24 protein-coding genes, 2 tRNA genes and 1 pseudogene are annotated in these 23,656 nt (G+C 74.3%); 12 read left to right on the forward strand and 15 right to left on the reverse strand.

What is annotated here, in order from left to right:
* Nucleotides 1–65 precede the first annotated feature (65 nt).
* The 3 genes and pseudogenes from ACWCP2_RS08080 to ACWCP2_RS08090 form a co-directional block, all read right to left on the reverse strand.
* Nucleotides 66–139 (reverse strand) — tRNA-Lys (locus tag ACWCP2_RS08080).
* Nucleotides 130–706: pseudogene (locus ACWCP2_RS08085) on the reverse strand (bifunctional DNA primase/polymerase). The gene ACWCP2_RS08080 and the pseudogene ACWCP2_RS08085 overlap by 10 nt, the downstream one beginning before the upstream one ends.
* 182 nt (nt 707–888) lie before the next feature.
* Nucleotides 889–1,236 (reverse strand): hypothetical protein, encoded by a 348-nt coding sequence (locus tag ACWCP2_RS08090; protein ID WP_450907735.1) that lies wholly within the window; start codon nt 1,234–1,236, stop codon nt 889–891.
* A 126-nt stretch (nt 1,237–1,362) separates the two neighbouring features.
* On the opposite strand from ACWCP2_RS08090, the gene ACWCP2_RS08095 reads away from it, so the two are divergent.
* Nucleotides 1,363–2,619: an amidohydrolase gene (locus ACWCP2_RS08095; protein WP_450907736.1), complete on the forward strand. Its 1,257-nt coding sequence runs from the start codon at nt 1,363–1,365 to the stop codon at nt 2,617–2,619.
* Here the strand turns inward: ACWCP2_RS08095 and ACWCP2_RS08100 are convergent.
* On the reverse strand, nt 2,609–2,899 hold the full coding sequence (locus ACWCP2_RS08100) for a hypothetical protein (protein WP_450907737.1): 291 nt from the start codon (nt 2,897–2,899) through the stop codon (nt 2,609–2,611). The genes ACWCP2_RS08095 and ACWCP2_RS08100 overlap by 11 nt on opposite strands.
* 3 nt (nt 2,900–2,902) lie before the next feature.
* Between ACWCP2_RS08100 and ACWCP2_RS08105 the strand changes: the two genes are divergently transcribed.
* Entirely contained in the window at nt 2,903–3,202 is a 300-nt protein-coding gene (locus tag ACWCP2_RS08105; RefSeq protein WP_450907738.1) for a MarR family winged helix-turn-helix transcriptional regulator, read from the forward strand.
* Nucleotides 3,203–3,212: 10 nt separating this feature from the next.
* Here ACWCP2_RS08105 and ACWCP2_RS08110 read toward each other — a convergent pair whose 3' ends face one another.
* The 4 genes from ACWCP2_RS08110 to ACWCP2_RS08125 are packed head-to-tail and all read right to left on the reverse strand — an operon-like array spanning nt 3,213 to nt 8,227.
* Complete coding sequence (locus ACWCP2_RS08110; protein ID WP_450907739.1) at nt 3,213–4,556, reverse strand: AAA domain-containing protein; 1,344 nt, start codon at nt 4,554–4,556, stop codon at nt 3,213–3,215.
* Complete coding sequence (locus ACWCP2_RS08115) at nt 4,553–6,163, reverse strand: hypothetical protein (protein WP_450907740.1); 1,611 nt, start codon at nt 6,161–6,163, stop codon at nt 4,553–4,555. Before ACWCP2_RS08115 ends, ACWCP2_RS08110 begins: the two co-directional genes overlap by 4 nt.
* The gene (locus ACWCP2_RS08120) at nt 6,151–7,416 is read right to left on the reverse strand and encodes a hypothetical protein (protein WP_450907741.1); all 1,266 of its coding nucleotides are present in this window, start codon (nt 7,414–7,416) and stop codon (nt 6,151–6,153) included. The genes ACWCP2_RS08115 and ACWCP2_RS08120 overlap by 13 nt, the downstream gene beginning before the upstream one ends.
* Nucleotides 7,307–8,227 (reverse strand): phosphatase PAP2 family protein, encoded by a 921-nt coding sequence (locus ACWCP2_RS08125; protein WP_450907742.1) that lies wholly within the window; start codon nt 8,225–8,227, stop codon nt 7,307–7,309. The genes ACWCP2_RS08120 and ACWCP2_RS08125 overlap by 110 nt, the downstream gene beginning before the upstream one ends.
* A gap of 148 nt (nt 8,228–8,375) precedes the next feature.
* Between ACWCP2_RS08125 and ACWCP2_RS08130 the strand changes: the two genes are divergently transcribed.
* Nucleotides 8,376–8,972 (forward strand): histidine phosphatase family protein, encoded by a 597-nt coding sequence (locus ACWCP2_RS08130; RefSeq protein WP_450907743.1) that lies wholly within the window; start codon nt 8,376–8,378, stop codon nt 8,970–8,972.
* Nucleotides 8,973–9,038: 66 nt separating this feature from the next.
* On the opposite strand, the gene ACWCP2_RS08135 is transcribed toward ACWCP2_RS08130, so the two are convergent.
* A complete protein-coding gene (locus ACWCP2_RS08135) occupies nt 9,039–10,391 on the reverse strand; it encodes a tetratricopeptide repeat protein (RefSeq protein WP_450907744.1) in 1,353 nt (450 codons plus the stop codon).
* A 317-nt stretch (nt 10,392–10,708) separates the two neighbouring features.
* On the opposite strand from ACWCP2_RS08135, the gene ACWCP2_RS08140 reads away from it, so the two are divergent.
* Nucleotides 10,709–11,125 carry a hypothetical protein gene (locus ACWCP2_RS08140; RefSeq protein WP_450907745.1) on the forward strand — a complete coding sequence of 139 codons (417 nt, stop codon included), beginning with the start codon at nt 10,709–10,711 and terminating at the stop codon, nt 11,123–11,125.
* A 34-nt stretch (nt 11,126–11,159) separates the two neighbouring features.
* A complete protein-coding gene (locus tag ACWCP2_RS08145; RefSeq protein WP_450907746.1) occupies nt 11,160–12,080 on the forward strand; it encodes a spermidine synthase in 921 nt (306 codons plus the stop codon).
* Nucleotides 12,081–12,087: 7 nt separating this feature from the next.
* On the opposite strand, the gene ACWCP2_RS08150 is transcribed toward ACWCP2_RS08145, so the two are convergent.
* Both ACWCP2_RS08150 and ACWCP2_RS08155 read right to left on the reverse strand, forming a co-directional pair.
* Complete coding sequence (locus ACWCP2_RS08150) at nt 12,088–13,635, reverse strand: class I adenylate-forming enzyme family protein (RefSeq protein ID WP_450907747.1); 1,548 nt, start codon at nt 13,633–13,635, stop codon at nt 12,088–12,090.
* 41 nt (nt 13,636–13,676) lie between these two features.
* Complete coding sequence (locus ACWCP2_RS08155) at nt 13,677–14,219, reverse strand: hypothetical protein (RefSeq protein ID WP_450907748.1); 543 nt, start codon at nt 14,217–14,219, stop codon at nt 13,677–13,679.
* Between the two features lie 79 nt (nt 14,220–14,298).
* On the opposite strand from ACWCP2_RS08155, the gene ACWCP2_RS08160 reads away from it, so the two are divergent.
* The 5 genes from ACWCP2_RS08160 to ACWCP2_RS08180 all read left to right on the forward strand — a co-directional run bounded on the left by ACWCP2_RS08160 (nt 14,299) and on the right by ACWCP2_RS08180 (nt 18,080).
* Entirely contained in the window at nt 14,299–14,988 is a 690-nt protein-coding gene (locus ACWCP2_RS08160) for a response regulator transcription factor (protein ID WP_450907749.1), read from the forward strand.
* Nucleotides 14,989–14,998: 10 nt separating this feature from the next.
* Nucleotides 14,999–16,372, forward strand: a complete 1,374-nt coding sequence (locus ACWCP2_RS08165; RefSeq protein WP_450907750.1) for a sensor histidine kinase — start codon at nt 14,999–15,001, stop codon at nt 16,370–16,372.
* 100 nt (nt 16,373–16,472) lie between these two features.
* On the forward strand, nt 16,473–16,637 hold the full coding sequence (locus ACWCP2_RS08170) for a DUF5993 family protein (protein ID WP_403715028.1): 165 nt from the start codon (nt 16,473–16,475) through the stop codon (nt 16,635–16,637).
* Between the two features lie 11 nt (nt 16,638–16,648).
* Nucleotides 16,649–17,290 (forward strand): disulfide bond formation protein B, encoded by a 642-nt coding sequence (locus ACWCP2_RS08175; protein ID WP_450907751.1) that lies wholly within the window; start codon nt 16,649–16,651, stop codon nt 17,288–17,290.
* A gap of 115 nt (nt 17,291–17,405) precedes the next feature.
* The gene (locus tag ACWCP2_RS08180; protein WP_450907752.1) at nt 17,406–18,080 is read left to right on the forward strand and encodes an NADPH-dependent F420 reductase; all 675 of its coding nucleotides are present in this window, start codon (nt 17,406–17,408) and stop codon (nt 18,078–18,080) included.
* On the opposite strand, the gene ACWCP2_RS08185 is transcribed toward ACWCP2_RS08180, so the two are convergent.
* Both ACWCP2_RS08185 and ACWCP2_RS08190 read right to left on the reverse strand, forming a co-directional pair.
* Nucleotides 18,043–19,416 carry an MFS transporter gene (locus tag ACWCP2_RS08185; RefSeq protein ID WP_450907753.1) on the reverse strand — a complete coding sequence of 458 codons (1,374 nt, stop codon included), beginning with the start codon at nt 19,414–19,416 and terminating at the stop codon, nt 18,043–18,045. The two genes, ACWCP2_RS08180 and ACWCP2_RS08185, sit on opposite strands and share 38 nt — an antisense overlap.
* A 102-nt stretch (nt 19,417–19,518) precedes the next feature.
* Nucleotides 19,519–20,022, reverse strand: coding sequence for a MarR family winged helix-turn-helix transcriptional regulator (locus ACWCP2_RS08190; RefSeq protein ID WP_450907754.1), 504 nt, complete (start codon nt 20,020–20,022; stop codon nt 19,519–19,521).
* Between the two features lie 102 nt (nt 20,023–20,124).
* On the opposite strand from ACWCP2_RS08190, the gene ACWCP2_RS08195 reads away from it, so the two are divergent.
* A complete protein-coding gene (locus ACWCP2_RS08195) occupies nt 20,125–20,949 on the forward strand; it encodes an NAD(P)H-binding protein (protein WP_450907755.1) in 825 nt (274 codons plus the stop codon).
* An 84-nt stretch (nt 20,950–21,033) separates the two neighbouring features.
* Nucleotides 21,034–22,758 carry an FG-GAP repeat domain-containing protein gene (locus ACWCP2_RS08200; RefSeq protein ID WP_450907756.1) on the forward strand — a complete coding sequence of 575 codons (1,725 nt, stop codon included), beginning with the start codon at nt 21,034–21,036 and terminating at the stop codon, nt 22,756–22,758.
* 51 nt (nt 22,759–22,809) lie between these two features.
* Here ACWCP2_RS08200 and ACWCP2_RS08205 read toward each other — a convergent pair.
* Both ACWCP2_RS08205 and orn read right to left on the reverse strand, forming a co-directional pair.
* Nucleotides 22,810–22,882, reverse strand: a tRNA-His gene (locus tag ACWCP2_RS08205).
* A 96-nt stretch (nt 22,883–22,978) separates the two neighbouring features.
* Entirely contained in the window at nt 22,979–23,581 is a 603-nt protein-coding gene (gene orn, locus ACWCP2_RS08210; protein WP_266877785.1) for an oligoribonuclease, read from the reverse strand.
* Between the last annotated feature and the right edge of the window lie 75 nt (nt 23,582–23,656).

Genomic DNA, 23,656 nt, shown 5'->3' on the forward strand with positions numbered 1-23,656 from the left:
GCGCGGGGAGAGGGAACGGGGACACGAAAAAGGCCCCCACTCGCGTGGGGGCCTTTCTCCGTCTGTGCGCCGCCAGGGACTCGAACCCCGGACCCGCTGATTAAGAGTCAGCTGCTCTAACCAACTGAGCTAGCGGCGCTTGGTGACGAGAGAGACATTAGCACCCCGAGCGGCGATCGGAAAAATCGATATCCGCAGCTCGCGTGGCACGCACGAACGCCCACAGCAGGGCCTCGGGTCCGGGCAGCCAGGGCAGCCGCGCGTCGGGCGCCACGAGCCACCGCGAGGGCCCCCCGTCGGCGGCCAGCGGGGGCACGGTGACGGCGTCGCCGGGGCCGTGGCAGAGCGGGGCGGGCACGGGCGTGCTCCACTCCTCCCAGGCCAGCAGGGCCGGGAGGCGGTGGGCCGTGCCGGGCGCGGCGAACAGCAGGGTCCGCCCGCGGTGCACGGCGGCCGGCCCGGAACCGGGGCCCTCGGCCCACAGCAGGTCGAGCATCCGGCGCCCGAGGACGAGGGGGACGTTGACGACGTCGAAGGCGGTCCCGCAGGGCAGCACGGCGGGCGCGGTGGGCCGGGCCTGCCAGGCGGCCAGCGTGCCTCCGGGCTGGGCGGAGGCCGAAGCCAGCCAGGCGGCGCCGGCCGGGGTGACGTGGGTCGCGGAGGCGGTCGTCGTCGTCCGCAGGTCGAACGCGGGGCAGCCGGTCATCGTCGTCATGCGTCCAGGTCTACCCGCGGTAGCGAACCGATCTCCGGGAGTTACGGGAAACCGGGACAGGCCGGGTGGGACTGGGGTATGTTGCGCCCCGCATATGCCAGGGGTCGAGGCCGGGCGCGTCCTGCGGGCGTGTCCTCAGACCGCGGCATCCGGGCGCCCCTGCGCCCGGCCCCTCACGCGCCCTCGGGCGTGGCGCCGCGCAGCAGGGACTCGCCGAACTCGATCATCTTGCGGGCGTAGTCCTCGGTCCACTCGGCCTGCTCCGCGATCGCCGCCGCCGGCAGCCGGTCGAACCGCCGGGGATCCGCCAGCTGCGCCGCCGCCACCGCCTGGAACTCCACCGCCCGCTCCTGGGCGGCCCGGAAGGCCAGGGTCAGTTCCGTCGCCCGGGCCAGCAGTTCCCGCGGGTCCTCGATCGATTCGAGGTCGAAGAAGTGCTCCGGGTCCGTGACGGTCTCCGACGGCTCGAAGAGCAACTGCGCGGGTCGCAGCCTGCGCTCGGTCCGCTCGGGCTCTGCCATGCGTGTCCTCCTGGTGGACGGGGGGAACTCGTGGGAAAACGCGGGAAGGGCTTCCCGGCCACCGTCCATTGTCCTGCTTCGCGCAAGGGCGCCCGAGGGCACCGGCACATGGGCTAGAACGTCTGTATGACCCATGGTGTGCACGAGGAGCTGGACAGGCTCTGTGACGAGGGCGTCGAGCAGGTGATCGGCTGGCGCCGTCATCTCCACCGCAATCCCGAGCTGCCCAACCGCGAGGCCGCCACCGCGCGGCTCGTGGCGCGGGAGCTCGCCGGATGCGGACTCGACGAGGTGCGGACCGGCATCGCCGGGCACGGGGTGGTCGGGGTGCTGCGCGGCGGCCTGCCCGGGGACCGGGTGGCGGCGCTGCGGGCCGACATGGACGCCCTGCCCGTCCCCGACCGCTGCGGCGCGGACTTCGCCGCCACCGGCGCGGCCTCGCACGCCTGCGGCCACGACTGCCACACCGCGATGCTCCTCGGAGCCGCGCGCGCACTGGCCGGCGTACGGGAACGGCTGCCCGGATCGGTGCTGTTCGTGTTCCAGCCCGCCGAGGAGGGCCCGCCGGTCGACGAGGAGGGCGGGGCCCGCCTGATGGTGGCCGAGGGGGCCTTCGCGGACCCCGTCCCCACGATGGCCTTCGGCATGCACGTCACCCCGCACCCCAAGGGCTGGGTCGGCTACAAGCCGGGCCCGATGTACGGGGCCTCCTGCCTCGTCCGCGTCACCGTCACCGGCAGGCAGTCGCACGCCTCGTCCCCCTGGCACGGCATCGACCCGATGCCCGCCGTCGGGGCGCTGCTCACCGGGATCGGCCAGCTCTACCGGCAGGTCTCGGCGTACTCCCCGGTCACGGTCTCCATCGGGCACATCGAGGACGTCGGCCGGTTCAACGTCATCGGCGAGACGGTCACCCTGTGGGGCACGATCCGCTGCGCCGAGGAGCGGGACATGCCCGAGGTCAAACGCCGTCTGACGGTGCTGGCCGAGCACACCGCCGAGGCCTACGGGGCCTGCGCGGCAGTCGAACTGCTCCAGGACGTGCCCGCCGTGCACAACGACGCGGCCTGGGTGGAGGCCGCGCTGCCCACCCTGCGCCGGGTCGCGGGCGCGGAGCGGGTCGTCGAGGTCGGGGGGACGCTCGGCTACGACGACGTCTCCGAGTTCATCACCCGCTTCGGCGGGCTGTACGTGATGCTCGGCGTCCAGGACACCGCCCTGGACCCGGCGAGCGGCGAACCGGTGCCCGTCCCGGGCGGCCGCGGCCTGGTGGGCAACCACCACCCCGGCTTCTACGCCGACGACGCCACCCTGCTCACGGGGGTACGGCTGCACGCGCACGCCGCGTACGACCACCTGACGGGGGCCCTCGTCACGCGCTGACCGGGGTCCTCGCGAGGGCGGCGAGCTCCTCCAGTACGGCCGCGAGCTCGCCCGCGAGGCCCTCCGGGGCCCGGAACCCGTCGCCCGTGACCAGCCCGGTGATGCCCGGGACGGCCGCGGAGGCTTCGGCGGGCACCATGCCGACGGCCTCCAGCACCGGCCGCAGCATCCGCCCGGCCGGGGCGCCGCCGGAGCCGCCCGCGCTATAGGAGAGCAGGCCGGCGGGCTCTCCGAAGCCGACTACGACGTCCTGTCCGTCCTCGGCTCCACCGACCGCCACCGCATGCGCATCAGCGCCCTCGCCGTCCTCATGCAGTGGTCCCGCAGCCGGCTCTCCCACCAGCTCACCCGCATGGAACAGCGGGGCATCGTCCGCCGCGAGGAGGTGGCCGACGACGGGCGCGGAGCCGAGGTGGTGCTCACCGAGCAGGGCGTCACCACGATCATGACGGCCGCCCCGCTCCACGTGGAATCGGTGCGCCGCCACCTGATCGACATCCTGACCCCGGAGCAGCTGCGCACCTTCGCCGAGGTGGGCGAACTGCTCCGCACCCGCCTCGGCGTCGAGCGCAAGACCCGCTGACCGGGCGGGCCTACGGCTTCCACACCACCCGGTGCTCCGCCAGGTGGGCCAGGACCGAGTGGTTCGCCTCCCAGCCGTCCGGGAACTTCATCGTCACGCCCAGCTGCACCGGTTCCGAGGACGGGTGGGCGTCCAGGAGGTCCGCTATCCCCGCCCTGGCCACCACCACGCAGGCGTGCCGGTGCCGGGAGGCCAGCACGCACAGCCGGCCCGTCTCCAGGTGGAAGGCCGTCGCGTCCGGGCGGCCCGACAAGGGGTGCAGGACGACGGTGAGGTCGTACTCGCGGCCCTGGAGCCGGTTGGCCGTGTCCACGGTGACCCCCGTGACCCCGATCGCGCACAGCGCCGCGCGGACCGCCGCCGCCTGGTCCCGGTGCGCGGTGCCCACCGCGATCCGGTCCGCCGTCAGCGGGCTCGGGCCGCCCGGCTGCTCGTCCACCGTCACCGCGCCCCGGTCCAGGGCCCGGCGCACCACCAGGGCCACCGCCCGCACCGCCTCCGGGTCGGTGCGCGGGGTGTGCCGGGCCGGCAGCTCCAGAAGCCCCCACCCCGACTCGGCGGCCTCGTCCAGCACCCGGTCGGGGCCCGAGCCGTCGCCCGCGACCCCGTAGGACAGCCGCCGCTCGCCGGGGCCCGTACCGCTGCGGAACTGCGTGTACGGGTAGAAGGCCCGGGAGACCAGAGGCGCGGCCGAAGCCGGCAGCCGCCAGGACACCGGCAGCCGGTGCTGCGGCAGGTCCGGGTTGTGCGCGAGGAGGGTGGACACCGCCGACGCCGACGGGTCGTAGGACAGGCCCGCCCACTGCTCGGCCCCGACCACGCTGAAGGGGTCGAGCTGCCCCGGGTCGCCCACGAACAGCGCCCGGTCGAAGAGCCCGGCCACGGCCAGCAGCGCGTCCGAGCGCATCTGGTACGCCTCGTCCACGATGGCGTGCTCCCAGGGCTCCACATCCTTGACCCACGCCCACTTGGCCGCCGTCGAGATGGTGACCGGCAGCCCCGCGAGGTCCCCCGGCTTCGCCGACAGCACCACCGAGTCCAGCTCGCGCAGCGCCGGATCGTAGGCGTCGCCCTCGCTGCTGTGCAGCCGGCCCACCTTGAGCTCCGGATCCTTCGCGTGCAGCCGCAGCACCAGGTCGTCGACCTGCGCGTTGGTCTGCGCGACCACCATCAGCCGGCGCCCGGCCGCCGCCAGGTCCCGGGCCGCCCGCACCACCAGGGTGGACTTCCCGGCCCCGGGCGGGGAGTCGACGACCACGCCCCGGGCCCCGCCGTGCAGGGTGTCGCGCAGGATGGCGTCGGTGGCCCGGCCGGCGGCCGCGCCCGGATCGAAAGCGGTGCTCGCGGTGCTCACAGGAGGTCCTCGGCGGTCACGGGATCGGGCAGCGGCAGCACGGGTGCGTCGCCGGTCAGGTGCGCGGGCGGCCCGCCGTGGGTCCACGGGGTCCGCTCCGGGTCCGGCAGCTTCGGGCCGCCGCGCGCGTCGTGCTCGAACAGCGTCCAGCAGACCCGCTCGCCCTTCTCCGGCACCGAGCCCGGCTCCGGGTCCTTGCCGCGGCCCATCTTGTCGAGGACGCGCAGCACGAGCCGGCCGTCCTCCTCCCGGCGCACGAACTGCGCGCTCTGCGGACGCCCGTCCAGCGAGCGGTAGACCTTGCGACCGCCGGCACCTCCGCCCTCGCCGTCGTCCGTGAGCTGCGGCCGGTCCTCCGTGGCCACCCAGACCAGCGGGCGCGGGCTCGGCCGCTTCGACTCCGTCCACTCCATGACCACCTCGGTGACCTCGCCGGCGAAGGCCTCGCCCGCGAGCCGCCGGCCCGCCATCACCAGCAGGTCGTCCAGCGCCTCCTGCGCCTCGAGCCGCACCTGCTCGGTCTCCCGCGCCGCGAGCTTGCGCGCGGCCGTCACCGCGTCGTCGCGGCGCGGCTGCGGGCCCTCGCCCGCGCGGACCCGGTCCCGGTGGCCGGTGTAGGACCAGCGGTCACCGGTCCAGCGGTCCTCGGTCCGCTGCCCGGCGGGCAGGGTGCGCAGCAGCGCGATCGAGTCCCAGACCGCCCGCCAGGTGCCCTCCATCTGCTCCACGACCAGCCGCCGGACCGCCTGTTCGGCGGCCGCGCGCTGCCCGTCGCCGTTCCCGCTCGTCGTCGCGGCCGCCCGCGCCGCGTCGAACTTCGCGATCGCGGGGGCCAGCAGCTTGTTGTCGAAGGCCGGATCGGTGGCCGGACCGGCCGGCGGCACCAGCAGCAGGCCCCGGGGGTCCCGGCCGAGCTCGGCGCGCAGCGCCCGCTCGGCGCCGGACTCGCCCTCCGGCGGGTCGATCCACGCCAGCAGCGCCTGCAGGTGCTGGTCCTCCAGGTTGCTCTGGCCGGTCGCCCAGTGCCGTGACAGCAGGTCCGTCGCCGACAGCAGCAGCGAGGAACCGGGCACCCGGGAGCGCTCGGCGAAGTGGGTGAACCAGCGGCCCAGCAGCGGCACCTGCGCGGGCGCCGGATACGGGTGCTCGGGATCCTCCTCGGCGGTCCGCCGGAACCGCATGGACCGCCCCAGCAGCCGGACGTACTCGATGCCCGCGCGGCTCGGCACGATCAGCTGCGGGGCGTCCAGGCAGAGCTCGGCCTCCACCTTGACCCGCTTGCCGGTCTCCGGATCGGTCTCGGTGCGCTCCACCGGCTCGACCGCGTCCGCGTAGCCCTCGATGTACGGGACCACGTGCCCGGCCAGCTCCGCCAGGAAGGTCCACCGCAGGTCACGGTCGCGCGGCTGCGGTATGGCCAGGACGTGCGGCCGGTCCGGATCGGTGCCGACCATGGCGCCGAGCGGAGCCCCGGCCTCGCCCGCCGTGGTCAGCGGTACGAAGACCAGCGGGCGCTCGCTCAGATGCCGGTGCCGTACGGTCGCCAGCGGCTGGGCCCGCCCGGCGCGGACGGCCTCCAGCCGGGCCAGGGTGTTCAGCAGGGACATGCGGCGCCCTCCGGGCGGATGCGGGCGGGGGCTTGTTCCAGCGCCTCGGCGCGCAGCCGGGCGGCGTACCGCAGGGCGGCCGCGGTGGGGTCCTCCGGGGCCGGGCCGCCGGGGGCCGGGCCGCCGGGGGATCCGCACCCCGCGGCCGCGGCGAGGGCCGCCTCGACCGTGGTCAGCCCGCCCAGCTCGCCCCGTACGGAGCGGCCGAGCGCGGTCACCTCGTCGGCCGTGCGGGCCCGGTCCCGGCAGTGGAAGGCCAGCTCGCAGGCGGCCAGGCACTCGGGGGCGTAGGCCGCGGACACGGCCGAGACGGCCTCGGTCAGCTCCTCGGGCGAGCACGCCGGATCGAAGGTGAGCCCCTCGGGCAGGGCCCCGGCCAGCTCCTCGACCCGGGTGAGCCGCTCCAGCTGGCGCCGGGTCACGGAACGCTCGCGGCGGACGTCGACCGGGGCCGCGGTGGGCAGGTTGGAGAAGTCCTTGGGGCAGACGAGCAGCACGGTGTGCCCGACCTCGGCGCCGGCCACCTTCGCGGCGGTCGTCTCCAGGGCCAGCACGTAGACGGCGGCCTGGCGGGCGGCGGCGCCCACCTTCGCGGCGTCGGCGGCCCCGTCGATCATCGGGAACGACTTGATCTCCACCACGGTCCAGCGCCCGTCGGGGTGCACGACGACCGCGTCCGGCTCCAGGTAGGCGGGGGAGCCGGCCACCTCCAGGGCGAGCATGGGGTGGTCGAGTAGGGTCCAGGCCCCGGCGGCGGTCGCCTCGCGCAGCGCGAGCGCCGTGCGGGCGGCGCGGCCCTGGGGGCCGGCCGCGGTGAGGTCGGGGGTGAGGGCGTCCGGTCCGGGCGGGCCGGCCGCGCCGCGGGGCCCCGCGCCGTCGGACCCCGCGCCGAGGTGCTCGTACACCAGCCGCAGGAGCTCGGCTCCGCCGTCGCCCTTGACCTTGGCCTCGAAGGAGTTGCCACGCACGATGGCGAACTGCGACTGTCCGAAGGCCGCGGGTGAGCCGAGGGCCGCCGCGAGGGCGGTCTTGTCCACGCCGGCGCCGTCGAGCAGGGCGCGTCTGCCGCAGCCGGGGTTGGCGGCGAGGGCCGCCAGCGCGCGGGCGTCGAGCGGGCGCGGTGCGACCGCGGGGCCGCGCAGATCAGCGAGCCGTTGCCGCAGCGTCTTCGGGGGAATCGGGAGATTCGGGGGCGGCGTCGGCGGGGCCGGCGGGGTCTGCGGCGGCTGACCGCTGGACGGGTAGGAGCTCACCCGCGGAAGTCTCCCATCCGCCACTGACAATCGTGGACTTACGGCGGAAACCGGCTGTTCGGGTGGTGTGCGAGGATCCGGCGGAAGCGGTGATCCGGGCCGGCAGGGCGCGCGCCGCGAGGTACCCGGCCCCCATCACGGCGGCCCCGGCGACGGCGTCGAGGAAGTAGTGGTTGGCCGTGCCCATGACGACGAGGGTCGTGACCACGGGGTACGCCGCTCCGAGCGCCCGGACCAGCGGCCGGCGCGCGCAGCACCACAGCATGATCCCGCACCACAGCGCCCAGCCCACGTGCAGGCTGGGCATGGCCGCGAACTGGTTGGTGAAGGAGCCGAGCCCGCGCGGTGCGCTGGCCTCCCCGCCCCACCAGCCGTAGGAGCTGTACTGGGCCATCGTGTCGGTGAACCCGTACGAGGCGTCGAGCAGCCGGGGCGGGCAGGTGGGCACGAGGGCGAAGCCGACCAGCCCGAGGAGGGTGGAGAGCATCAGCCAGGTGCGGGCGAAACGATACTGCTGGGGGCGGCGCCGGTAGAGCCAGACCAGCACCGCGGGGGTGACGAGGTAGTGCAGGGAGGCGTAGACGAAGTCGGCGGGTATGCCGAGGACCGCCTGGTCGGTGAAGAGCCGGTTGAGCGGCCGCTCCAGGTCGAGCGCGAGGAGTTCCTCCACGCGCAGGATCGCGAGCCCGTGCTCCACCGCCATCCCGACGTCGCCGCGGGCGAGGAGTCTGCCGCCCGAGTACGCCGCGTAGACGAGTCCCAGGAGCAGCAGTTCGGCCCACCAGCGCGGAGGCTGCCGCCTATTAGTCATACGACGTATGACGTGTGTGAAGGGGCAAGGGTTGCGTGGCGTTCATCTGATGGATGATGGAACGGCGACGGAACCCCCGCAAAGCAGTGCGAATGGTCGGTTCCGCCGCTGCTCCGCCCACCGCACCCCCTCGACCGGGAGAACTCACATGGCCCCCCGCATCCTCTTGGCCCGCCACGGCCAGACGGCGTGGTCCCAGCTCGGCAAGCACACCGGACGCACGGACGTGCCGCTGCTGGAGGAGGGCAAGCGCGGCGCGAAGCTGCTCGGCGAGCGCCTCGCCCGCGACCCGTGGGCGAGCCTGCGCGGGCTCGAGGTGCGCACCAGCCCCCTGGTGCGGGCGAGCGAGAGCTGCGACCTGGCCGGCTTCGGCATCCAGGCGGAGCCCTGGGACGCGCTGATGGAGTGGGACTACGGCGACTACGAGGGCATGACCCCGGCCGAGATCCAGGCGGTCCGGCCCGGCTGGCTGATCTGGCGCGACGGGGTTCCGGGCGGCGAGTCCGTCGCGGACGTCTCGGCCCGCGCGGACGAGGTCGTCACCTGGGCCCGCTCGGCCGAACGCGACGTCCTGGTCTTCGCGCACGGCCACATCCTGCGCACCCTGGCCGCCCGCTGGCTCGGCTTCGAGGCCTCCTTCGGCGCCCGCATCCGCCTGGAGCCGACCTCCCTGTCGGTCCTGGGCTGGGCGTACGGAGCCCCCGCGCTGGAACGCTGGAACGACACGGGCCACCTGGACACGTAGCCGACGCCGGCCAACGCCGGCCCCCGGGGGAACGGGGCGCGCCGCCGCGCCCCGCCCCCCGGGGGGTCAGGCCGAGGCGTGCCGGGCGAGGAAGGCGCCCACGCGCGGGGAGCGCTGGTGCGGGACAAGGGTGCGGGCCGTTGCCGCCAGCATCGACTGGATGCGGGTCGACTGGACCTCCTCCAGCAGTTCCAGGACCCGCCCGCCCGCCCAGGCCGCCTCGTCGGGGGCGCCCGCGTGGGCCAGGTTGTCGGCCAGCTCGGCGGTGTACAGGGCGACGTTGCGGGCGAAGTGCGGGTCCTGGAGGTCCGCCGCCCGCCGGGCGTGCCGGGCGGCCCGGGCGTGCTCGCCGAGCGCGGCCCAGCAGCGGGACTCCAGGGACTCCAGCTCGGCCTCGCCGAAGAAGGACATCCACTCCGGGTCCGCCCCCGCCTCCCCGCGCGAGAACTCCGTGTGCGCCCGGGTCAGCGCCTCCTCGCAGGCCTTGCGGTCGGACAGCCCCGCCCAGCCGCCGGCCTCCCGCAGCGCCAGCAGCGACAGCAGCCGCGGGGAACCGAGCGAGCGGGCGGCGCGGCGGCCCGCCTGGGCCGCCCGTACCGACTCGCGGGGGCGCCCGCAGTCCCGGGCGAGGAAGGCCATGTTGCTGAAGGCGTGCGCCTCCAGGCCGGCGTCCCCGGAGACCCGGGCCGTGGCCAGCGCCTCCGCGTAGTGCGAGCGGGCGTCGTCGAAGCGGCCCGAGTCGTGCGCGAGCCAGCCCACCGAGATGGCCAGCTCTCCCGCGCCCGCGTGCAGCCGGTCCTCGGTGGACTGCCGGGTCGCCCCGGCGTCGAGCAACGCGTACGCGGTGCGCAGGGGTTCGGCGGCCCGCCGGTACAGGGCGTCGGCGCCGTGCCGGTCGTCCAGCAGCCGGATCTGGCGTACGGCGTCCTCGACGGCGGCCGCCTCGGACTCGCCGGCGCGCGAGGGCAGGGGGGCCCGCTCCGCGCCGAGCAGGGTGAGGCTGAGGGTCGCGGCCGCGACGGTCGCGGAGCCCCCCGCCATGAACGCGCGACGCAGCACGTCGCTCTCCTTGGAACGCGAAGGGGCGGGGGAGCCCGTGGGGTGGGGGCGCTTGGCGAAGGCGGAGAAGGGAGCGGCCTGTTCGCGCTGCGCCAGCCGTCCCCGTACCGTCTCGCGCGGTGAGAACCCCAGGTCGGCGAGGGTGCGGCCGGGGAACATGTGGAGGAAGACCCGCTCGTAGGCGTAGTTGGGGCAGCGGATCTCGCCGGATTCGACCCGGCCGATGTAACGGGCGTCGCAGGAAACCGTTTCTCCGATTTCCTTCGCCGCCCTGCGCACCAACGCGGCGAATTCGGCCGGGGAGTGCTGACCGCGCAGTCGCCGGAAGGGGGTGTTGGGTGAGTGGGGGGACGTCGCCATGGACGCGGCCTCTCTGGGCAAGTGATTGCGCTGCCGGTGACCGTGCGGTGGAGCGGTGGTGCCTGTGTGACGCGCTGCCCGGCGGGCATGAACGTACCGCCACCGACGGAGGGTTGACGCGGTGTTTGGCTACAAAACGGATATCTCACCCGCGATCCGCCATGAACTGCCATCCTTTGCAGCGTCTTGCCGCCGCACCTGTTGACGTTCCCGTGCGTTGAACCCGTGCGGAGTGGGAGGAAGCCCGCCGGCTTCCGGGACCGCTCGCGCGATGCTCGTACGCGGATCGAGGAGGGGTTCCCTTGGTGGAGGGCGGCATGGAGAGTACGGACACGAACACCGCGCCCGAGCCGGGAGCGGCCCTCCTCATGGGCGCCCCGGACCTGGTCACGGTGCCCACCCGGCAGGGACTGGAGGCCGTCGACATCATCCAGCGGGCCGCCGGCCAGGCCAGCCGCGCGGGCGGCGTCGGCCCGGTCCTGCACGACGGCTCCGGCAGCACCCTCGGCTTCCTCGTCCCGCCCGGCACCGCCGACGGCTGGGACCTCCCGGGCAGTGCCTGTACGCACACCAACGGGCGCGGGATGCGCTTCGGCGACACCTCGCCCACCGCGGGCGACACCGGCTGGCTGCTGCCTCCGGAGGCCGTCGGGCCGGTCACCGACCCGGAGGTGCTGCGGGCGGCGCTCGGCGAGGCGGCCCGGCTGATCGAGGCCGCCGACAACTGCCGCTAGCACCTGCCATGCCCTGACCAGCCATAATGAGGTGGTGGCGAGCAAGGGCAAAGGCAAGGGCAGCGGCGGTAGGGCCGGCAGCGACAAGGCCGGTGCCGGTGACAGGCGGCGCGGCCGCGAGAGCGCCGAGGCGCCCGCCGGACAGGTGGACGGCGGCCACGCCGCGCTGGAGCCCGACCGGGAGCGCCCGCGCGCCTGGACCCTGCTGATCGACGGAGCCCCGCAGTCCCACGTGGACCTGGACGACCCCGGGCACCTGGACTTCTCCTACCAGCGCCGGATCGGCCACCTGATCGACCTCTTCGCCCCCGCCCGCCAGCCCCTGAACGTGCTCCACCTCGGCGGCGGGGCCTTCACCCTCGCGCGCTACACGGCCGCCTCCCGCCCCCGCTCGACGCAGCAGATCGTCGAGATCGACGCCGGGCTCGTGGCCTTCGTACGGGAACACCTGCCGCTCGACCCGCAGGCCCGGGTCCGGGTCCGCGCGGTCGACGCCCGGGCCGGGCTGGCGAAGATCCCCGACGGCTGGGCCGACCTGGTGATCGCCGACGTGTTCAGCGGGGCCCGCACCCCGGCGCACCTGACGAGCGCCGAGTTCCTGGACGACGTACGCCGGGCCCTGGCGCCGGGCGGCTGGTACGTGGCGAACCTCGCGGACGGTCCGCCGCTCTCCCATCTGCGGGGCCAGATCGCCACCGCCGGGTCCCGGTTCACGGAACTGGCGCTGGCCGCCGACCCCGTGGTGTGGCGGGGGAAACGCTTCGGCAACGCCGTGCTGGTGGCCGCCGACCGGGAGCTCCCGGTCGCCGAGTTCACCCGCCGCGTGGCGAGCGACCCGCACCCCGGCCGGGTCGAACACGGCCGCGCCCTCGCCGACTTCGCGGGCGGCGCCGCCCCGGTCTCGGACGCCTCGGCGGTGGCCTCACCGGAGCCCCCGGCGTCGGTCTTCCGCTGACCCGGAGCTACTCCCGCGAAGCCGCCGCCCGTTCCCGCAGGCGGCGCTTGTCCGGCTTGCCGCGGTCCGTCAGCGGGAGCGCCGGCAGCCAGAACACCGCCGACGGCCGCTGCCCCGGGGCCAGTTCCGCCGCGACCAGGTCGCAGGCCTCGGCCGCCACCGCGTCCGTCGGGGTGTGGCCGGGGGCCGCGACGAGGAAGGCGCAGACCGCCTCCCCGGTGAGCGGGTCCGTGCGCCCCACGACGGCCGCCCGGGCCACGGCGGGGTGGCGGGTCAGGGCCGTCTCGATCGGGCCGCAGTAGATGTTCGCCCCGTGCACCATGACCACGTCCTTGACCCGGTCGTCGAGGTACAGGTACCCCTCGGCGTCGACGTGCCCGACGTCCCCCGTGCGCAGCCAGCCGTCGCGCTTGGTCTCGGCCGTCAGGGCGGGCCGGTTGCGGTAGCCGGCCATCACCATGGGGGAGCGCACCCAGATCTCCCCGCTGGCCCCGGGCGCGCAGCCCCGTACCTCGATCTCCACTCCCGGAGCCGGGCGGCCCACGGAGCCGAGCAGGTGGGGGCGGTCGGTGGCGGCCGCGTCGTGGTCGGCCGGGGTGAGCCGGCTGAGCACCCCGGCCTCGTTCATCCCGTAGCCCTGGGTCCAGCGCACCCGCGGACCCCACCGGGTCAGCGCCCGCCGCAGCCGCTCCGGGTGGACGGGGGAGTCGCCGTAGGAGACGCGCACCAGGCCGGGCACGCCGTCGGCGGTCTCCGGGTCGTCGAGCAGCCGGTACAGCATCGACGGCGTCAGGTACGTGGCCGCGGGCCCGAGCCGGCGGCAGGCCTCGGCGAACTCCCGGGTGCCGAAGGGGTGCAGGATCTCGGAGCGGCCGCCGGCCCGCAGCTGCTCCAGACAGCGGCCGCCGGAGCGCTGGGACAGGGAGTCGGTCGACACGAAGGTGAGCGGCGCGGTGTCCGGGGAGCCCGGGGAGCCCGGGGAGCCCGGGGAGCCCGGGGAGCCCGGGGAGCCCGGGGTGTCCGTGCGGGTGGCCGTACGGGCCGCCATCGCGGCGAAGGTCGAGGCCACGCCCTTCGGCCGGCCCGTCGTCCCGCCCGTGTAGGTCACCCGGGCCACGTCCTCGCCGCGCGCCGCCACCGCGACGGGCACGGCCTCCCGGGCGGAGGCCAGCTCCAGCAGCGCGGCCAGGGTGATGCGGGCGCCCGGGCCCGGCGGGACCGGGGTGTCGTGGACCACCAGGGCGGGCTCGCAGTCCCGGAGCAGGTGGTCGAGTCCGTGAGTGGTGGGGCCGACGCACACATGGGTCAGCCGGGCGCCCAGTACGTGCGCGGCCAGCCGGACGAGCAGGGTCTGGGGCGGGTTCCCCGCCGACACGCAGGCCAGCCCGGAGCCGCGGCGGATCCCCAGCCCGGCCAGGGCGCCGGCCAGCCGGTACGTCCAGGCCAGCACCTCGGAGTGGGTCAGCACCCAGGCCCCGGACCCGAAGGCGGGGCGGTCGCCGTACCGCTCGCAGGCGTCGATCAGATCGGTGACGTACCGCGCGCCGGTGCTCATGGCGCCACGGTATCCGGCGGACCCGCGGCGGGAGACACCCGCTACGGGTCGACGATCTCCACCTGCGGCGCGTGGTCGTGCCAGGTGCAGAACACCGACACCTCGCGGCCGTCACGGGTGAAGGTGACGCGGATCCAGAACGGCTGCTTCCAGACCTGCATCCGCCACCCGGCCAGCGGGGTCGCCGACACCAGCTCGCCGGAGGCGGAGCCGAGATCGAAGACGACCCGGCCGCCCGAGACGCTGTACGCCTTCACCTTCTCGCTCGGTGGAGGCTGCCTCCGCTGTTGCGGGGCGGGCGGCGCGGACGGCTTGGCGGACGGGGCGGGAGAGGCCGGCGCGGTCGGCGCGGACGGTGACGGCGAGGGTGACGGCGTCGCGGAGGGCGTCGGCTCCGGGGGCTGCACCCCGTGCGTGGAGGAGGAGAGGGGCTGCGCGGCCAGCGGCACCGCGAGCGGCGGATCGTAGGCCGTGCCGGACATGACCGAGTGCACGCCCCACCACGACAGCGTCACGGCGGCCCCGGTCGCCAGGGTCCAGGCCCCCGCGTGGGCGACTGCTCTACCGACAGGTCCTCGTCGCATCGGGGGACATACTGCACCACCCGCCCCAGACCTGGACCGCCGCCCCTCGAGATCCCCCGAATGGGCTACGGTGCGGGCCATGGCTAGTGTGCTCGTGGTCGAGGACGACCAGTTCGTACGTTCCGCCCTCATCCGGCACCTGACCGAGGCCTCGCACACCGTGCGCAGCGTCGGCACCGCTCTGGAGGCGCTGCGCGAGGTCGCCCACAACCGCTTCGACGTGGTGATCCTCGACCTCGGACTGCCCGACCTGGACGGGGCCGAGGCGCTGAAGATGCTGCGCGGGATCACCGACGTGCCCGTCATCATCGCGACCGCCCGCGACGACGAGGCGGAGATCGTCCGGCTGCTCAACGACGGCGCCGACGACTACCTGACCAAACCCTTCTCCGTGGAACACCTCTCCGCCCGGATGGCCGCCGTCCTGCGCCGCGCCCGCTCCGCGGCCGGGGCCGAACCGCCCTCCCGCGTCCTGCGCGTCGGCGGCCTCGCCATCGACCCGCTGCGCCGGCAGGCCGAGCTGGACGGGGCGGTACTGGACCTCACGCGGCGGGAGTTCGACCTGCTGGCCTTCCTCGCCGGGCGGCCGGGCGTGGTCGTGGCCCGCCGGGAGCTGCTCGCCGAGGTGTGGCAGCAGTCCTACGGGGACGACCAGACCATCGACGTCCACCTGTCGTGGCTGCGCCGCAAGCTCGGCGAGACCGCCGCCCGTCCCCGCTACCTGCACACGCTGCGGGGGGTCGGGGTCAAGCTGGAGCCGCCGGCGTGAGGGGCCTTCTGTGAGGTGGGCGCTGGTCAAGGTGTGCCTCGCGGTCACCGCGATGGTGGTCGTGGCCTTCGCCGTACCGCTCGGGCTGGTCGTGCAGGAGATGGCCAGCGACCGGGCGTTCTCCAACGCCGAGCGGCAGGCCGCCACCATCGGGCCGACGCTGTCCATCACCACCGACCCGGTGCAGTTGCGCAAGGCCGTGGAGTCCACGCAGATGGGCGCCGACCGGCGGATGGCCGTGCACGTGCCGGCCGTCGGGGACACCCCGCGCGTGGACATCGGCGACGGCTGGGCCGGCGAGCGCGCCGTCGCGGAGACCCGGCGGATCGGGCGGGCCGCGACGGCCCCGGTGGCGGGCGGCGGCTTCGCGCTGCTCCAGCCCGTGGCGCTCGGCTCCGGGGACATCGCCGTGGTGGAGATCCTGGTGCCGGAGAGCGAGGTCAGCAATGGCGTCACCACCGCCTGGGTGGTCCTCGCGGGCGTCGGCCTCGCCCTGATCGTGGGCTCGGTGGCGGTCGCGGACCGGCTCGGCGCCCGCCTGGTGCGGCCGGCCGAGCGGCTCGCGGACGCCGCGCACCGGCTGGGCGAGGGACGGCTGGGCGCCCGGGTCCCGGAGGAGGGGCCGAAGGAACTCCGCTCGGCGGCCGTCGCGTTCAACTCGATGGCGGACCAGGTAGTGGAACTCCTGGCCAACGAGCGGGAGCTGGCCGCCGACCTCTCGCACCGGCTGCGGACCCCGCTGACGGTGCTGCGCCTCAACGCGGCCTCCCTGGGCGACGGGCCGGCCGCGGAGCAGACCCGGGCGGCCGTGGAGCAGTTGGAGCGGGAGGTCGACACGATCATCCGTACCGCCCGCGAGCAGCGTCCGGCCGCCGCGCAGGGGCCCGGAGCCGGCTGCGACGCCTCCGAGGTGATCCGCGACCGGATGGGGTTCTGGTCGGCGCTGGCGGAGGACGAGGGCCGCGAGGTGCGGCTCGCGGGGGTGGACCGTACGGTACGGATCCCCGTGGCCCGGCCGGAGCTCGCCGCGGCGCTGGACGCCATGCTGGGCAACGTGTTCCGGCACACCCCGGAGGGCACCCCGTTCGCGGTGGACGTCCACGACGCGGGGGACGCGGTCATCGTGCTCGTCTCGGACGCGGGCGGCGGCATCGCCGATCCGGACGCGGCCCTGCGGCGCGGCAACGACGGCGGCCGCGACGGGTCCACGGGCCTGGGGCTGGACATCGTCCGGCGGGTCGCGGAGTCGACGGGCGGGGACGTGCGGCTGGGGCGCTCGGTGCTCGGCGGCACCGAGGTGCGGGTGTGGATCGCGCTGGACGGGCGGGCGCGGGGCGAGTCGGGCCGGGCGGGGCGCAGCCGGCGCAAGCGGCGGCGCACCTGAGGTGGCCCGCGCCCGGGCGGGGGCGCAACCGACGTAACCCCGGGGGAGGCGGGGGCGCGCCGCGCGTCCGGTATGTCCACCTGTCGGTACGGTCCGCGCCATGGACACCCTCATCTTCGGCGGCCTCCTCGCCACCTCGATCGCGATGTACCGGGACTCCCCGCGGTTCATCGTGCTCGGCGCCTGGTGGCTCGTGCTCCTCGCCGTGATCCTGCTGATGGCGCACCACATCACCAGCGGCCTCGCCCTCACCTTGAGCTACTGACCGTGGCCGCGATGTCCAGCCTCCTCCCCGAGGCGCAGCTGGAGGGCGGCCTGCTGGGCCGGGTCCAGTTCTGGTTCGCGTGCGCCTTCGCCATCGGCTGGACGGGGGTGGTGTGCGGCGGGCTCTCTTACCAGTTCGGGAGGGGGGAGCACCCCTGCCCGCTCTGCGTCGTGCAGCGGATGTTCATGCTGCTGGCGGCGATGGGGGCGGCCCACATCATCAGGACGGCGCTGTCGCGCGGGGCGGTGACCGGCCGCGACTACATGATGGGCTGGGGCCTGTCCCTGGTCGCCGTGAGCGCCGGCTCCTTCGCCTCGTGGCGGCAGACGATGCTGCACGTCCTGCCGGGCGACCAGGGGTACGGGAGCGAGGTGTTCGGCCTGCACCTCTACGTCTGGGCGTGGATCCTCTTCCAGGCCTCGGTCGTCGCCGTGGGCGTCGTCCTGGCCTTCGCCCACGCCACCGCGGACCGGGCCGTCCCCGCGGAGGAACCGGGGCCGTACCGCACGGTGGGGACGGCCGCGCTGTGGTTCCTGGGGGTGGTGATCGCGGTGAACCTCGTGGCCGTCTTCCTGGAGGAGGGCTTCCACTGGTTCCTGCCGGACGACCCGACGCGCTACCAGTTCTTCCACGACGTGGGGATCCTGGACTAGCTGAGGTTGGCGCGGAGTTGACGCCTCCCGCGCGGGAATCCGTACGACCTGCTTGAGTGGGTCCGCTCTTCTCCCCGTTCCTCCGTGTTCCTTCCGTATGCGATGGGAAGCCGTCATGCGCTACGCAGTACTCGGCACCGGGATCGTCGGCCGTACGGTGGCCGCCCGGTTGCTCTCCCTCGGCCACGAGGTCGTCATCGGCACCCGGGACCCCGCCGCCACCCTCGACCGCACCGAGTACGCCGGGTGGCAGCAGGCCCACCCGGCGGCGGGCCTCGCGCCCTTCGCGGAGGCGGCCCGGCTCGGTGAGGTGCTCGTCAACGCCACGGGCGGGCAGGTCAGCGTGGCCGCCCTGACGGAGGCCGACGCCGCGCACCTGGACGGCAAGATCCTGATCGACATCGCGAACCCGCTGGACTTCTCGCGCGGGTTCCCGCCCGGCCTCGACCCGGTGGACAGCGACAGCCTGGGCGAGCTGATCCAGCGGACGTTCCCGGGGCTGCGCGTGGTCAAGACGCTGAACACGATGAACTGCCAGGTCATGGTCGACCCGAGCAGGGTCCCCGGTGACCACACGGTGTTCCTCTCGGGCGAGGACGCCGAGGCGAAGAAGGCGGTACGGGAACTCCTGTACTCCTTCGACTGGAGCGAGCACAGCGTCATCGACCTGGGCGGCATCGAGAGCGCGCGCGGCACGGAAATGCTGCTGCCGGTCTGGCTCCGGCTGATGGGGACCCTCGGGCACACGGACTTCAACTTCCACATCCAGGGCGCGAACCGGGCGGAGTAGCGGAGCTCGGTCCGGGCCCGGGCTTCGGCAGCGGGAGCGGTACGGGCCCGGGCTTCGGCAGCGGGAGCGGGAGCGGTCCGGGCACCGGCGTCAGGACCGGGCCCAGGACCCGGTCGGCGGCCACCCTGGCCAGTACCGCGGAGGCGCCCGCGGCCGCGCACGAGACGGCGAAGGCCGCCCGGTATCCGTAGGACGCGGCGAGCGGACCGGAGACGGCGGCGGCCAGCGCCTGGCCGATGATCAGACCGCTGCCGGCCAGGGTCATGGCCTCGCCCATCCGCCGCGCCGGGCCGGCCCGCTCCACGAGGCCGAACAGCGCGATCAGGTGCGGGGCGACGGCCAGCCCGATCCCGGCGACAGCGAAGGCCGCCCCCCACAGGCCGGAGACGGCGAGCAGCGGAAGCGTCAGCAGTGCCTGGGCTGCGATGGTCCGGCGCAGCCGTACGGTCAGGCCCGCCGTTCCGGGCCGGGCCACGGTCACGAAGCCGGCCACCGAGCTGGTCACGGCCATGGCGGCCCACACGAGCCCGGCCGCCCCGGGGGAGCCGACGGCCACGGCGAGGGCGTTGACCCCGGTGTTGGCCCCGCTCCACGCGGCGCCCTGCAGGACGGCCACGAGGAACAGCAGCGCGAGCCCCGGGGACCACAGCCGTACGTCGCCCCGCGCGGCGGCGCCCGCGCGGCCCATCGGGCCGGGCGCCGTGGGATGCAGGGCGAAGAGCGTCCCGAACACCAGGCCCAGGGCTGCCGCGAGGACCAGCGCGGAGGCGGGGTGGACGGTCACCGCGAGGATCCCGGCCAGCGCGGGCCCCACCATGAAGCCGACCTCGTCGAGGGTGGTGTCGAAGGAGAGGGCGGCCCCGACCAGGGCCTTGTCCTCTCCGGCCAGCCGTGCCCAGCGGGCCCGGGCCAGCGGCCCGACCTGCGCCGCCGTGAGGCCGGCGGCGACGGCGAGCGCGATGCGGGCGCCGAGCGGCAGCCCGCCGAGGACGGCGGCGACGAGGGCGAGGAGCACGGCGGCGTTCGCGACACAGGCGACCAGCAGGACGGGCCGGTGGCCGCGCCGGTCGGCGAGCCGGCCGATGACCGGGCCCCCGAGGGCCTGGCCGAGCCAGAGGGCGGCGGCGATGGTCCCGGCGTCGCCGATGCCGTCGCGTTCGCTGATGAGCAGCAGCGTCCCGATGGGGCACAGCGCGGCGGGCAGGCGGGCGAGGAACCCGTGGACGGGCAGGGCCGGGCCGCCGAGGGCGAACACCCCGCGGAAACCGGCGGGGGCGGGTGGGGGCAGGGGCGGGGGCGTGGGTGCGGGCACGGGTGCGGGCACGGACGTGGGCATGGACAACCTCCAGCCGCACGCCGACCCTCCCGTTTCTCCGGCGCGCGCCGTTGCCCGTTGGGCTGGACGCTAACGCCGGAGCGGGCCGGTTGGGAAGGGTCCCTACGGGGCGGAGTCGCCCGAGGTCAGCCGCTTGGCCTGGGCGCGGCCGACCTCGGCGGCGCGGTGCAGGTAGTCGGCGATGACGGCCAGTTCGGAGTCGGAGTAGCTCGCCAGTACGGCGCCGAAGGCGCGGCCGGGGGTCTCCCAGGCGGCGCCGATCCGTTCGCGGGCGGCGGGGGAGAGGGCGACGAGGGAGCGGCGGCGGTCATTCGGGTCGGCGTGCCGCTCGACGACGCCGGCCTTGACCATGCGGTCCACGAGGCGGGTGGCGGAGCCGGAGGTCAGGCCGGTGAGGCGGGCGATGTCGCCGGTGCTGACGGGCTCGGGCTCCATGTCGAGGAGGGCGACGCACTGCATGTCGGTGGGGTGCAGGCCGACGTGGTCGGCCATGGCCTGGTTGAAGAGCGAGTAGTCGGCGTAATGCCGCTGGCTCTCGGTGACGATGCGCGCGAGCAGCTCGGCGCGGCTCCACTCATCACTCGAACGAGCGTAATCGGTTGACATCGGCTTCTCCGTGCTTCAAATTTATCTGTGTGACGCAGAGAGTGCGTCACACAGAATCTGCGTCACGTATTCAGTCTAGAACAGGAAGAGCAGGAATCCGCCATGTCGAACATCCTCGTCACCGGTGGCCGCGGCTCCGTCGCCCGCGGTCTCTCGTCCCTCCTCGCCGCCCACGGCGTCCCGCACCGCCTCGCATCCCGCGCGCCGGACACACCCGGCACCGTCCACTGCGACCTCTCCGATCCCGCGACCTTCCCCGCCGCCCTCGCCGGCGTCCGCTCCGTCTTCCTCTACGCCGAGGCCGCCGGTATCGACGCCTTCGTGAAGGAGGCCGTCAGCGCCGGGGTCGAGCACGTCGTGCTCCTGTCCTCCTCCTCGGTCCTCGCCCCCGACGCCGCCGACAGCCCCCTCGCCGCCGCCCACCTCACGGTGGAGCAGGCCCTCCTCGCGTCCCCGCTGCGCACCACCCTGCTGCGCCCCGGATCCTTCGCGAGCAATGCCCTCAGCTGGGCCTGGCCGCTGAAATCGGGCCGCCCCGTCCACCTGCCGTACCCGGGCGCGTACAGCGACCCGGTCCACGAGGCCGACCTCGCCGAGGCCGCCTTCGCCGTCCTCACGGACCCCTCGCTCGCCGGCCGCGCGTACACCCTCACCGGGCCGCAGGCCCTGACCTTCTCCGCCCAGCTGGCCCTGCTGGGCGACACCCTCGGCCACCCCGTACCCTTCGAGCCCGTCTCGCGCGAGCAGTGGAAGTCCGAGGCCGACGGCTACATACCGGGCCCGTACGCGGAGGCCCTGCTCGACTTCTGGGCCGCCTCGGACGGCCTCCCCGTCGACCTCACCGACGACCTGGAGCGCCTCACGGGACACGCGCCGCGCACGTTCGCCATCTGGTCCGCGGATCATGCGGATGCCTTCCGGGCGTAGGACCGTCTTGCCTGGCCCCGGGCACGTCGGTCGGTGGAGGTGCGTGTTAGCGTCCGCCGATTGATCGATTTCCCAGGGGGGAACATGAACAGGCTTTTGGGCACGGGTGTCGCGGTGGCGCTGCTCGTCACCGGCGGTGTCGCGGGTGCGGGCACGGCCATGGCGGCCGGTGACCCGACGTTCTACTTCAGTCCGGTCGAGGACAAGGTCCTCATGCCGGGTGAGGGGTGGGCCGAGCTGGCCCCGTCGAGCACCGGCGGGAACGGCGACGGGAAGGCGGACGGCACCTACGTCTACGTCGTGAGCAAGAAGCCGCTCACGGACGCCGGCTGGTCCGGCGGCGGAGCCCCGACCGGGCTGAAGGTGGCCCTGACGGAGAGCTGCGCACCGAAGGCCGGGATCGCCGGGGTGTACCTGTGCAACCTGGACGGGTGGAACAACCCGTATCCCCAGATATCGGCTCCGAGCTCGACGGCGCACGGCGTGACGGCCTACTACGGCCTCGTCTACGTGCCGCGCGGGTCCAGCGTCGACGCGGGGATCAAGGAGGCGCAGACGGCGGGATCCAAGGCGATCGGCCCGCGTCGGGCGCACGCCACGGTCACGGTGAAGAGCAAGGCGCACGTCGCGCAGAACACCGTCACGCAGTCGACGCCGGCGCTGCCGGCCGGCGGCTCGGTGATGCAGACGGTGAAGCTGCACGCGGTCGACAAGGGCAAGCTGCAGGTGAGCCTCTCCCCGGCGGCGGGCTTCCGCCGGTGGGACCAGGACGAGCTGAAGGTCACGGTTACCGGCGTCCAGGCGGGTGGCGTGGCCGGTGCCGAGTGCGAGCACTCCTTCGGCGAGATCGGCTGGGGCAACGAGATCCGCTGCGACATCGCGCAGCCCGGTGACTACACGGTCACCTACAGGCTGACGGCCGATGCGACCACGCCCGCGTGGAAGCTGAGCGCCGCTTCGGCCTACGAGGTGTACACCGGCGGCTGGGGCTACATCCCGGCGACGGCCTCGGACTTCGCGATCTCCAGCTCGATACCGGTGTCCCAGCGGTACCGCCTCGTGGGCCGCGACGCCGCGGGCGATCTGTGGGACTACAGGAGCACGGGCAAGGTCGCCGAGCCGTTCGCGCCGGTCGACCCGGTCGGCGGCACCTTCGACTGGAACCAGTACACCGCCCTGACCAACCTGGGGCCGGTGACGGTCCAGAGCACTGGGCGCGGTGCGGTCGGGCGGGACAAGGCCGGGGTGCTGTGGCTCCACCCGACCTCGGGTGACGGCTCCATCTACAAGAAGCGCATACGCATCGGCGGCGGCTGGAACGCCTACAACACGCTGGCCGGCGTCTCCGACGTGACCGGCGACAAGAAGGTGGACCTGCTCGCACGGGACACCGCGGGTGTCCTGTGGCTGTACAAGGGCACCGGCCTGAACGCGACGCCGTTCGAGCCCCGGGTGCAGATCGGCAGCGGCTGGAACATCTACGACCAGCTGGTCGGCGGCGTCGACCTGACCGGTGACGGCAAGGCCGACCTGGTGGCCCGGGACAAGGCCGGGAAGCTCTACCTGTACCAGGGCACGGGGGCGGCCGCGAAGCCGTTCGCGGCCAAGCAGCAGATCGGCACCAACTGGCAGATCTTCAACTCGATCGTCGCGCCGGGTGACCTGACGTCCGACGGCAAGGCCGATCTGGTGGCCCGGGACAAGGCCGGCAGCCTGTGGCTGTACCGGGGCACGGGTGTCGCGGCGAAGCCGTACGCCGCCGGAGTGAAGATCGGTACCGGCTTCGGCAAGTACAACCTGCTGTTCTAGGAAACGCGGAAGGCCCCGGTCCGCTTTCGCGGACCGGGGCCTTCTCGTCAGGGTGAGTGACGGGACTTGAACCCGCGGCCACCTGGACCACAACCAGGTGCTCTACCAACTGAGCTACACCCACCATGTCCGGTCGGAAAACCGACCGGCCGAAGAAAAGGGTACAGGGTCCGGGAGGGTGCTCGCTCCCCCGTTTCCCCGCACCCCTCTCCGGTGGCTGCTAGGCGCCGGGGACGACGTGCTTGGCGGCGATGGTGCGCGCCGTGTCCGAGTCCGGACCGGGCTGCGGCACGAAGACGGCCTCCCGGTAGTAGCGCAGCTCGGCGATGGACTCCTTGATGTCCGCGAGCGCCCGGTGGTTGCCGTTCTTCGGCGGGCTGTTGAAGTAGGCGCGCGGGTACCAGCGGCGGGCCAGCTCCTTGATCGAGGACACGTCCACGATCCGGTAGTGCAGGTAGCCCTCCAGCGCGGCCATGTCGCGCAGCAGGAAACCGCGGTCGGTGCCGACCGTGTTCCCGCAGAGCGGGGCCTTGCGGGGTTCCTTCACGTGTTCCCGTACGTAGGCCAGGACCTGTGCCTCCGCATCCGCGAGGGTGGTCCCGCCGGCCAGCTCGTCGAGCAGGCCGGACGACGTGTGCATCTCGCGCACCACGTCGGGCATGGTTTCCAGGGCCGCGTCCGGCGGGCGGATCACAATGTCCACGCCTTCGCCGAGCACGTTGAGCTCCGAGTCGGTGACCAGTGCGGCCACCTCGATAAGTGCGTCGTCCGTCAACGAGAGCCCGGTCATCTCGCAGTCGATCCACACCATGCGATCGTTCATGCGCCCCACCTTATGCGGAAGGTCCCCCGCATCGGTGACCACCGAGGTGACCACTGATGCGGGGGACCTTCCCAG

This window comes from Streptomyces sp. NPDC002104, assembly GCF_053593795.1.

Coding starts and splice junctions, on each gene's coding strand:
- ACWCP2_RS08090 (WP_450907735.1), bottom strand. CDS start 1,236: ATGGCAGAGCCCGAGCGGACCGAGCGCAGGCTGCGACCCGCGCAGTTG.
- ACWCP2_RS08095 (WP_450907736.1), top strand. CDS start 1,363: ATGACCCATGGTGTGCACGAGGAGCTGGACAGGCTCTGTGACGAGGGC.
- ACWCP2_RS08105 (WP_450907738.1), top strand. CDS start 2,903: ATGCGCATCAGCGCCCTCGCCGTCCTCATGCAGTGGTCCCGCAGCCGG.
- ACWCP2_RS08115 (WP_450907740.1), bottom strand. CDS start 6,163: ATGTCCCTGCTGAACACCCTGGCCCGGCTGGAGGCCGTCCGCGCCGGG.
- ACWCP2_RS08125 (WP_450907742.1), bottom strand. CDS start 8,227: ATGACTAATAGGCGGCAGCCTCCGCGCTGGTGGGCCGAACTGCTGCTC.
- ACWCP2_RS08130 (WP_450907743.1), top strand. CDS start 8,376: ATGGCCCCCCGCATCCTCTTGGCCCGCCACGGCCAGACGGCGTGGTCC.
- ACWCP2_RS08135 (WP_450907744.1), bottom strand. CDS start 10,391: ATGGCGACGTCCCCCCACTCACCCAACACCCCCTTCCGGCGACTGCGC.
- ACWCP2_RS08140 (WP_450907745.1), top strand. CDS start 10,709: ATGGAGAGTACGGACACGAACACCGCGCCCGAGCCGGGAGCGGCCCTC.
- ACWCP2_RS08150 (WP_450907747.1), bottom strand. CDS start 13,635: ATGAGCACCGGCGCGCGGTACGTCACCGATCTGATCGACGCCTGCGAG.
- ACWCP2_RS08155 (WP_450907748.1), bottom strand. CDS start 14,219: ATGCGACGAGGACCTGTCGGTAGAGCAGTCGCCCACGCGGGGGCCTGG.
- ACWCP2_RS08160 (WP_450907749.1), top strand. CDS start 14,299: ATGGCTAGTGTGCTCGTGGTCGAGGACGACCAGTTCGTACGTTCCGCC.
- ACWCP2_RS08170 (WP_403715028.1), top strand. CDS start 16,473: ATGGACACCCTCATCTTCGGCGGCCTCCTCGCCACCTCGATCGCGATG.
- ACWCP2_RS08175 (WP_450907751.1), top strand. CDS start 16,649: ATGTCCAGCCTCCTCCCCGAGGCGCAGCTGGAGGGCGGCCTGCTGGGC.
- ACWCP2_RS08180 (WP_450907752.1), top strand. CDS start 17,406: ATGCGCTACGCAGTACTCGGCACCGGGATCGTCGGCCGTACGGTGGCC.
- ACWCP2_RS08185 (WP_450907753.1), bottom strand. CDS start 19,416: ATGCCCACGTCCGTGCCCGCACCCGTGCCCGCACCCACGCCCCCGCCC.
- ACWCP2_RS08190 (WP_450907754.1), bottom strand. CDS start 20,022: ATGTCAACCGATTACGCTCGTTCGAGTGATGAGTGGAGCCGCGCCGAG.
- ACWCP2_RS08195 (WP_450907755.1), top strand. CDS start 20,125: ATGTCGAACATCCTCGTCACCGGTGGCCGCGGCTCCGTCGCCCGCGGT.
- ACWCP2_RS08200 (WP_450907756.1), top strand. CDS start 21,034: ATGAACAGGCTTTTGGGCACGGGTGTCGCGGTGGCGCTGCTCGTCACC.
- orn (WP_266877785.1), bottom strand. CDS start 23,581: ATGAACGATCGCATGGTGTGGATCGACTGCGAGATGACCGGGCTCTCG.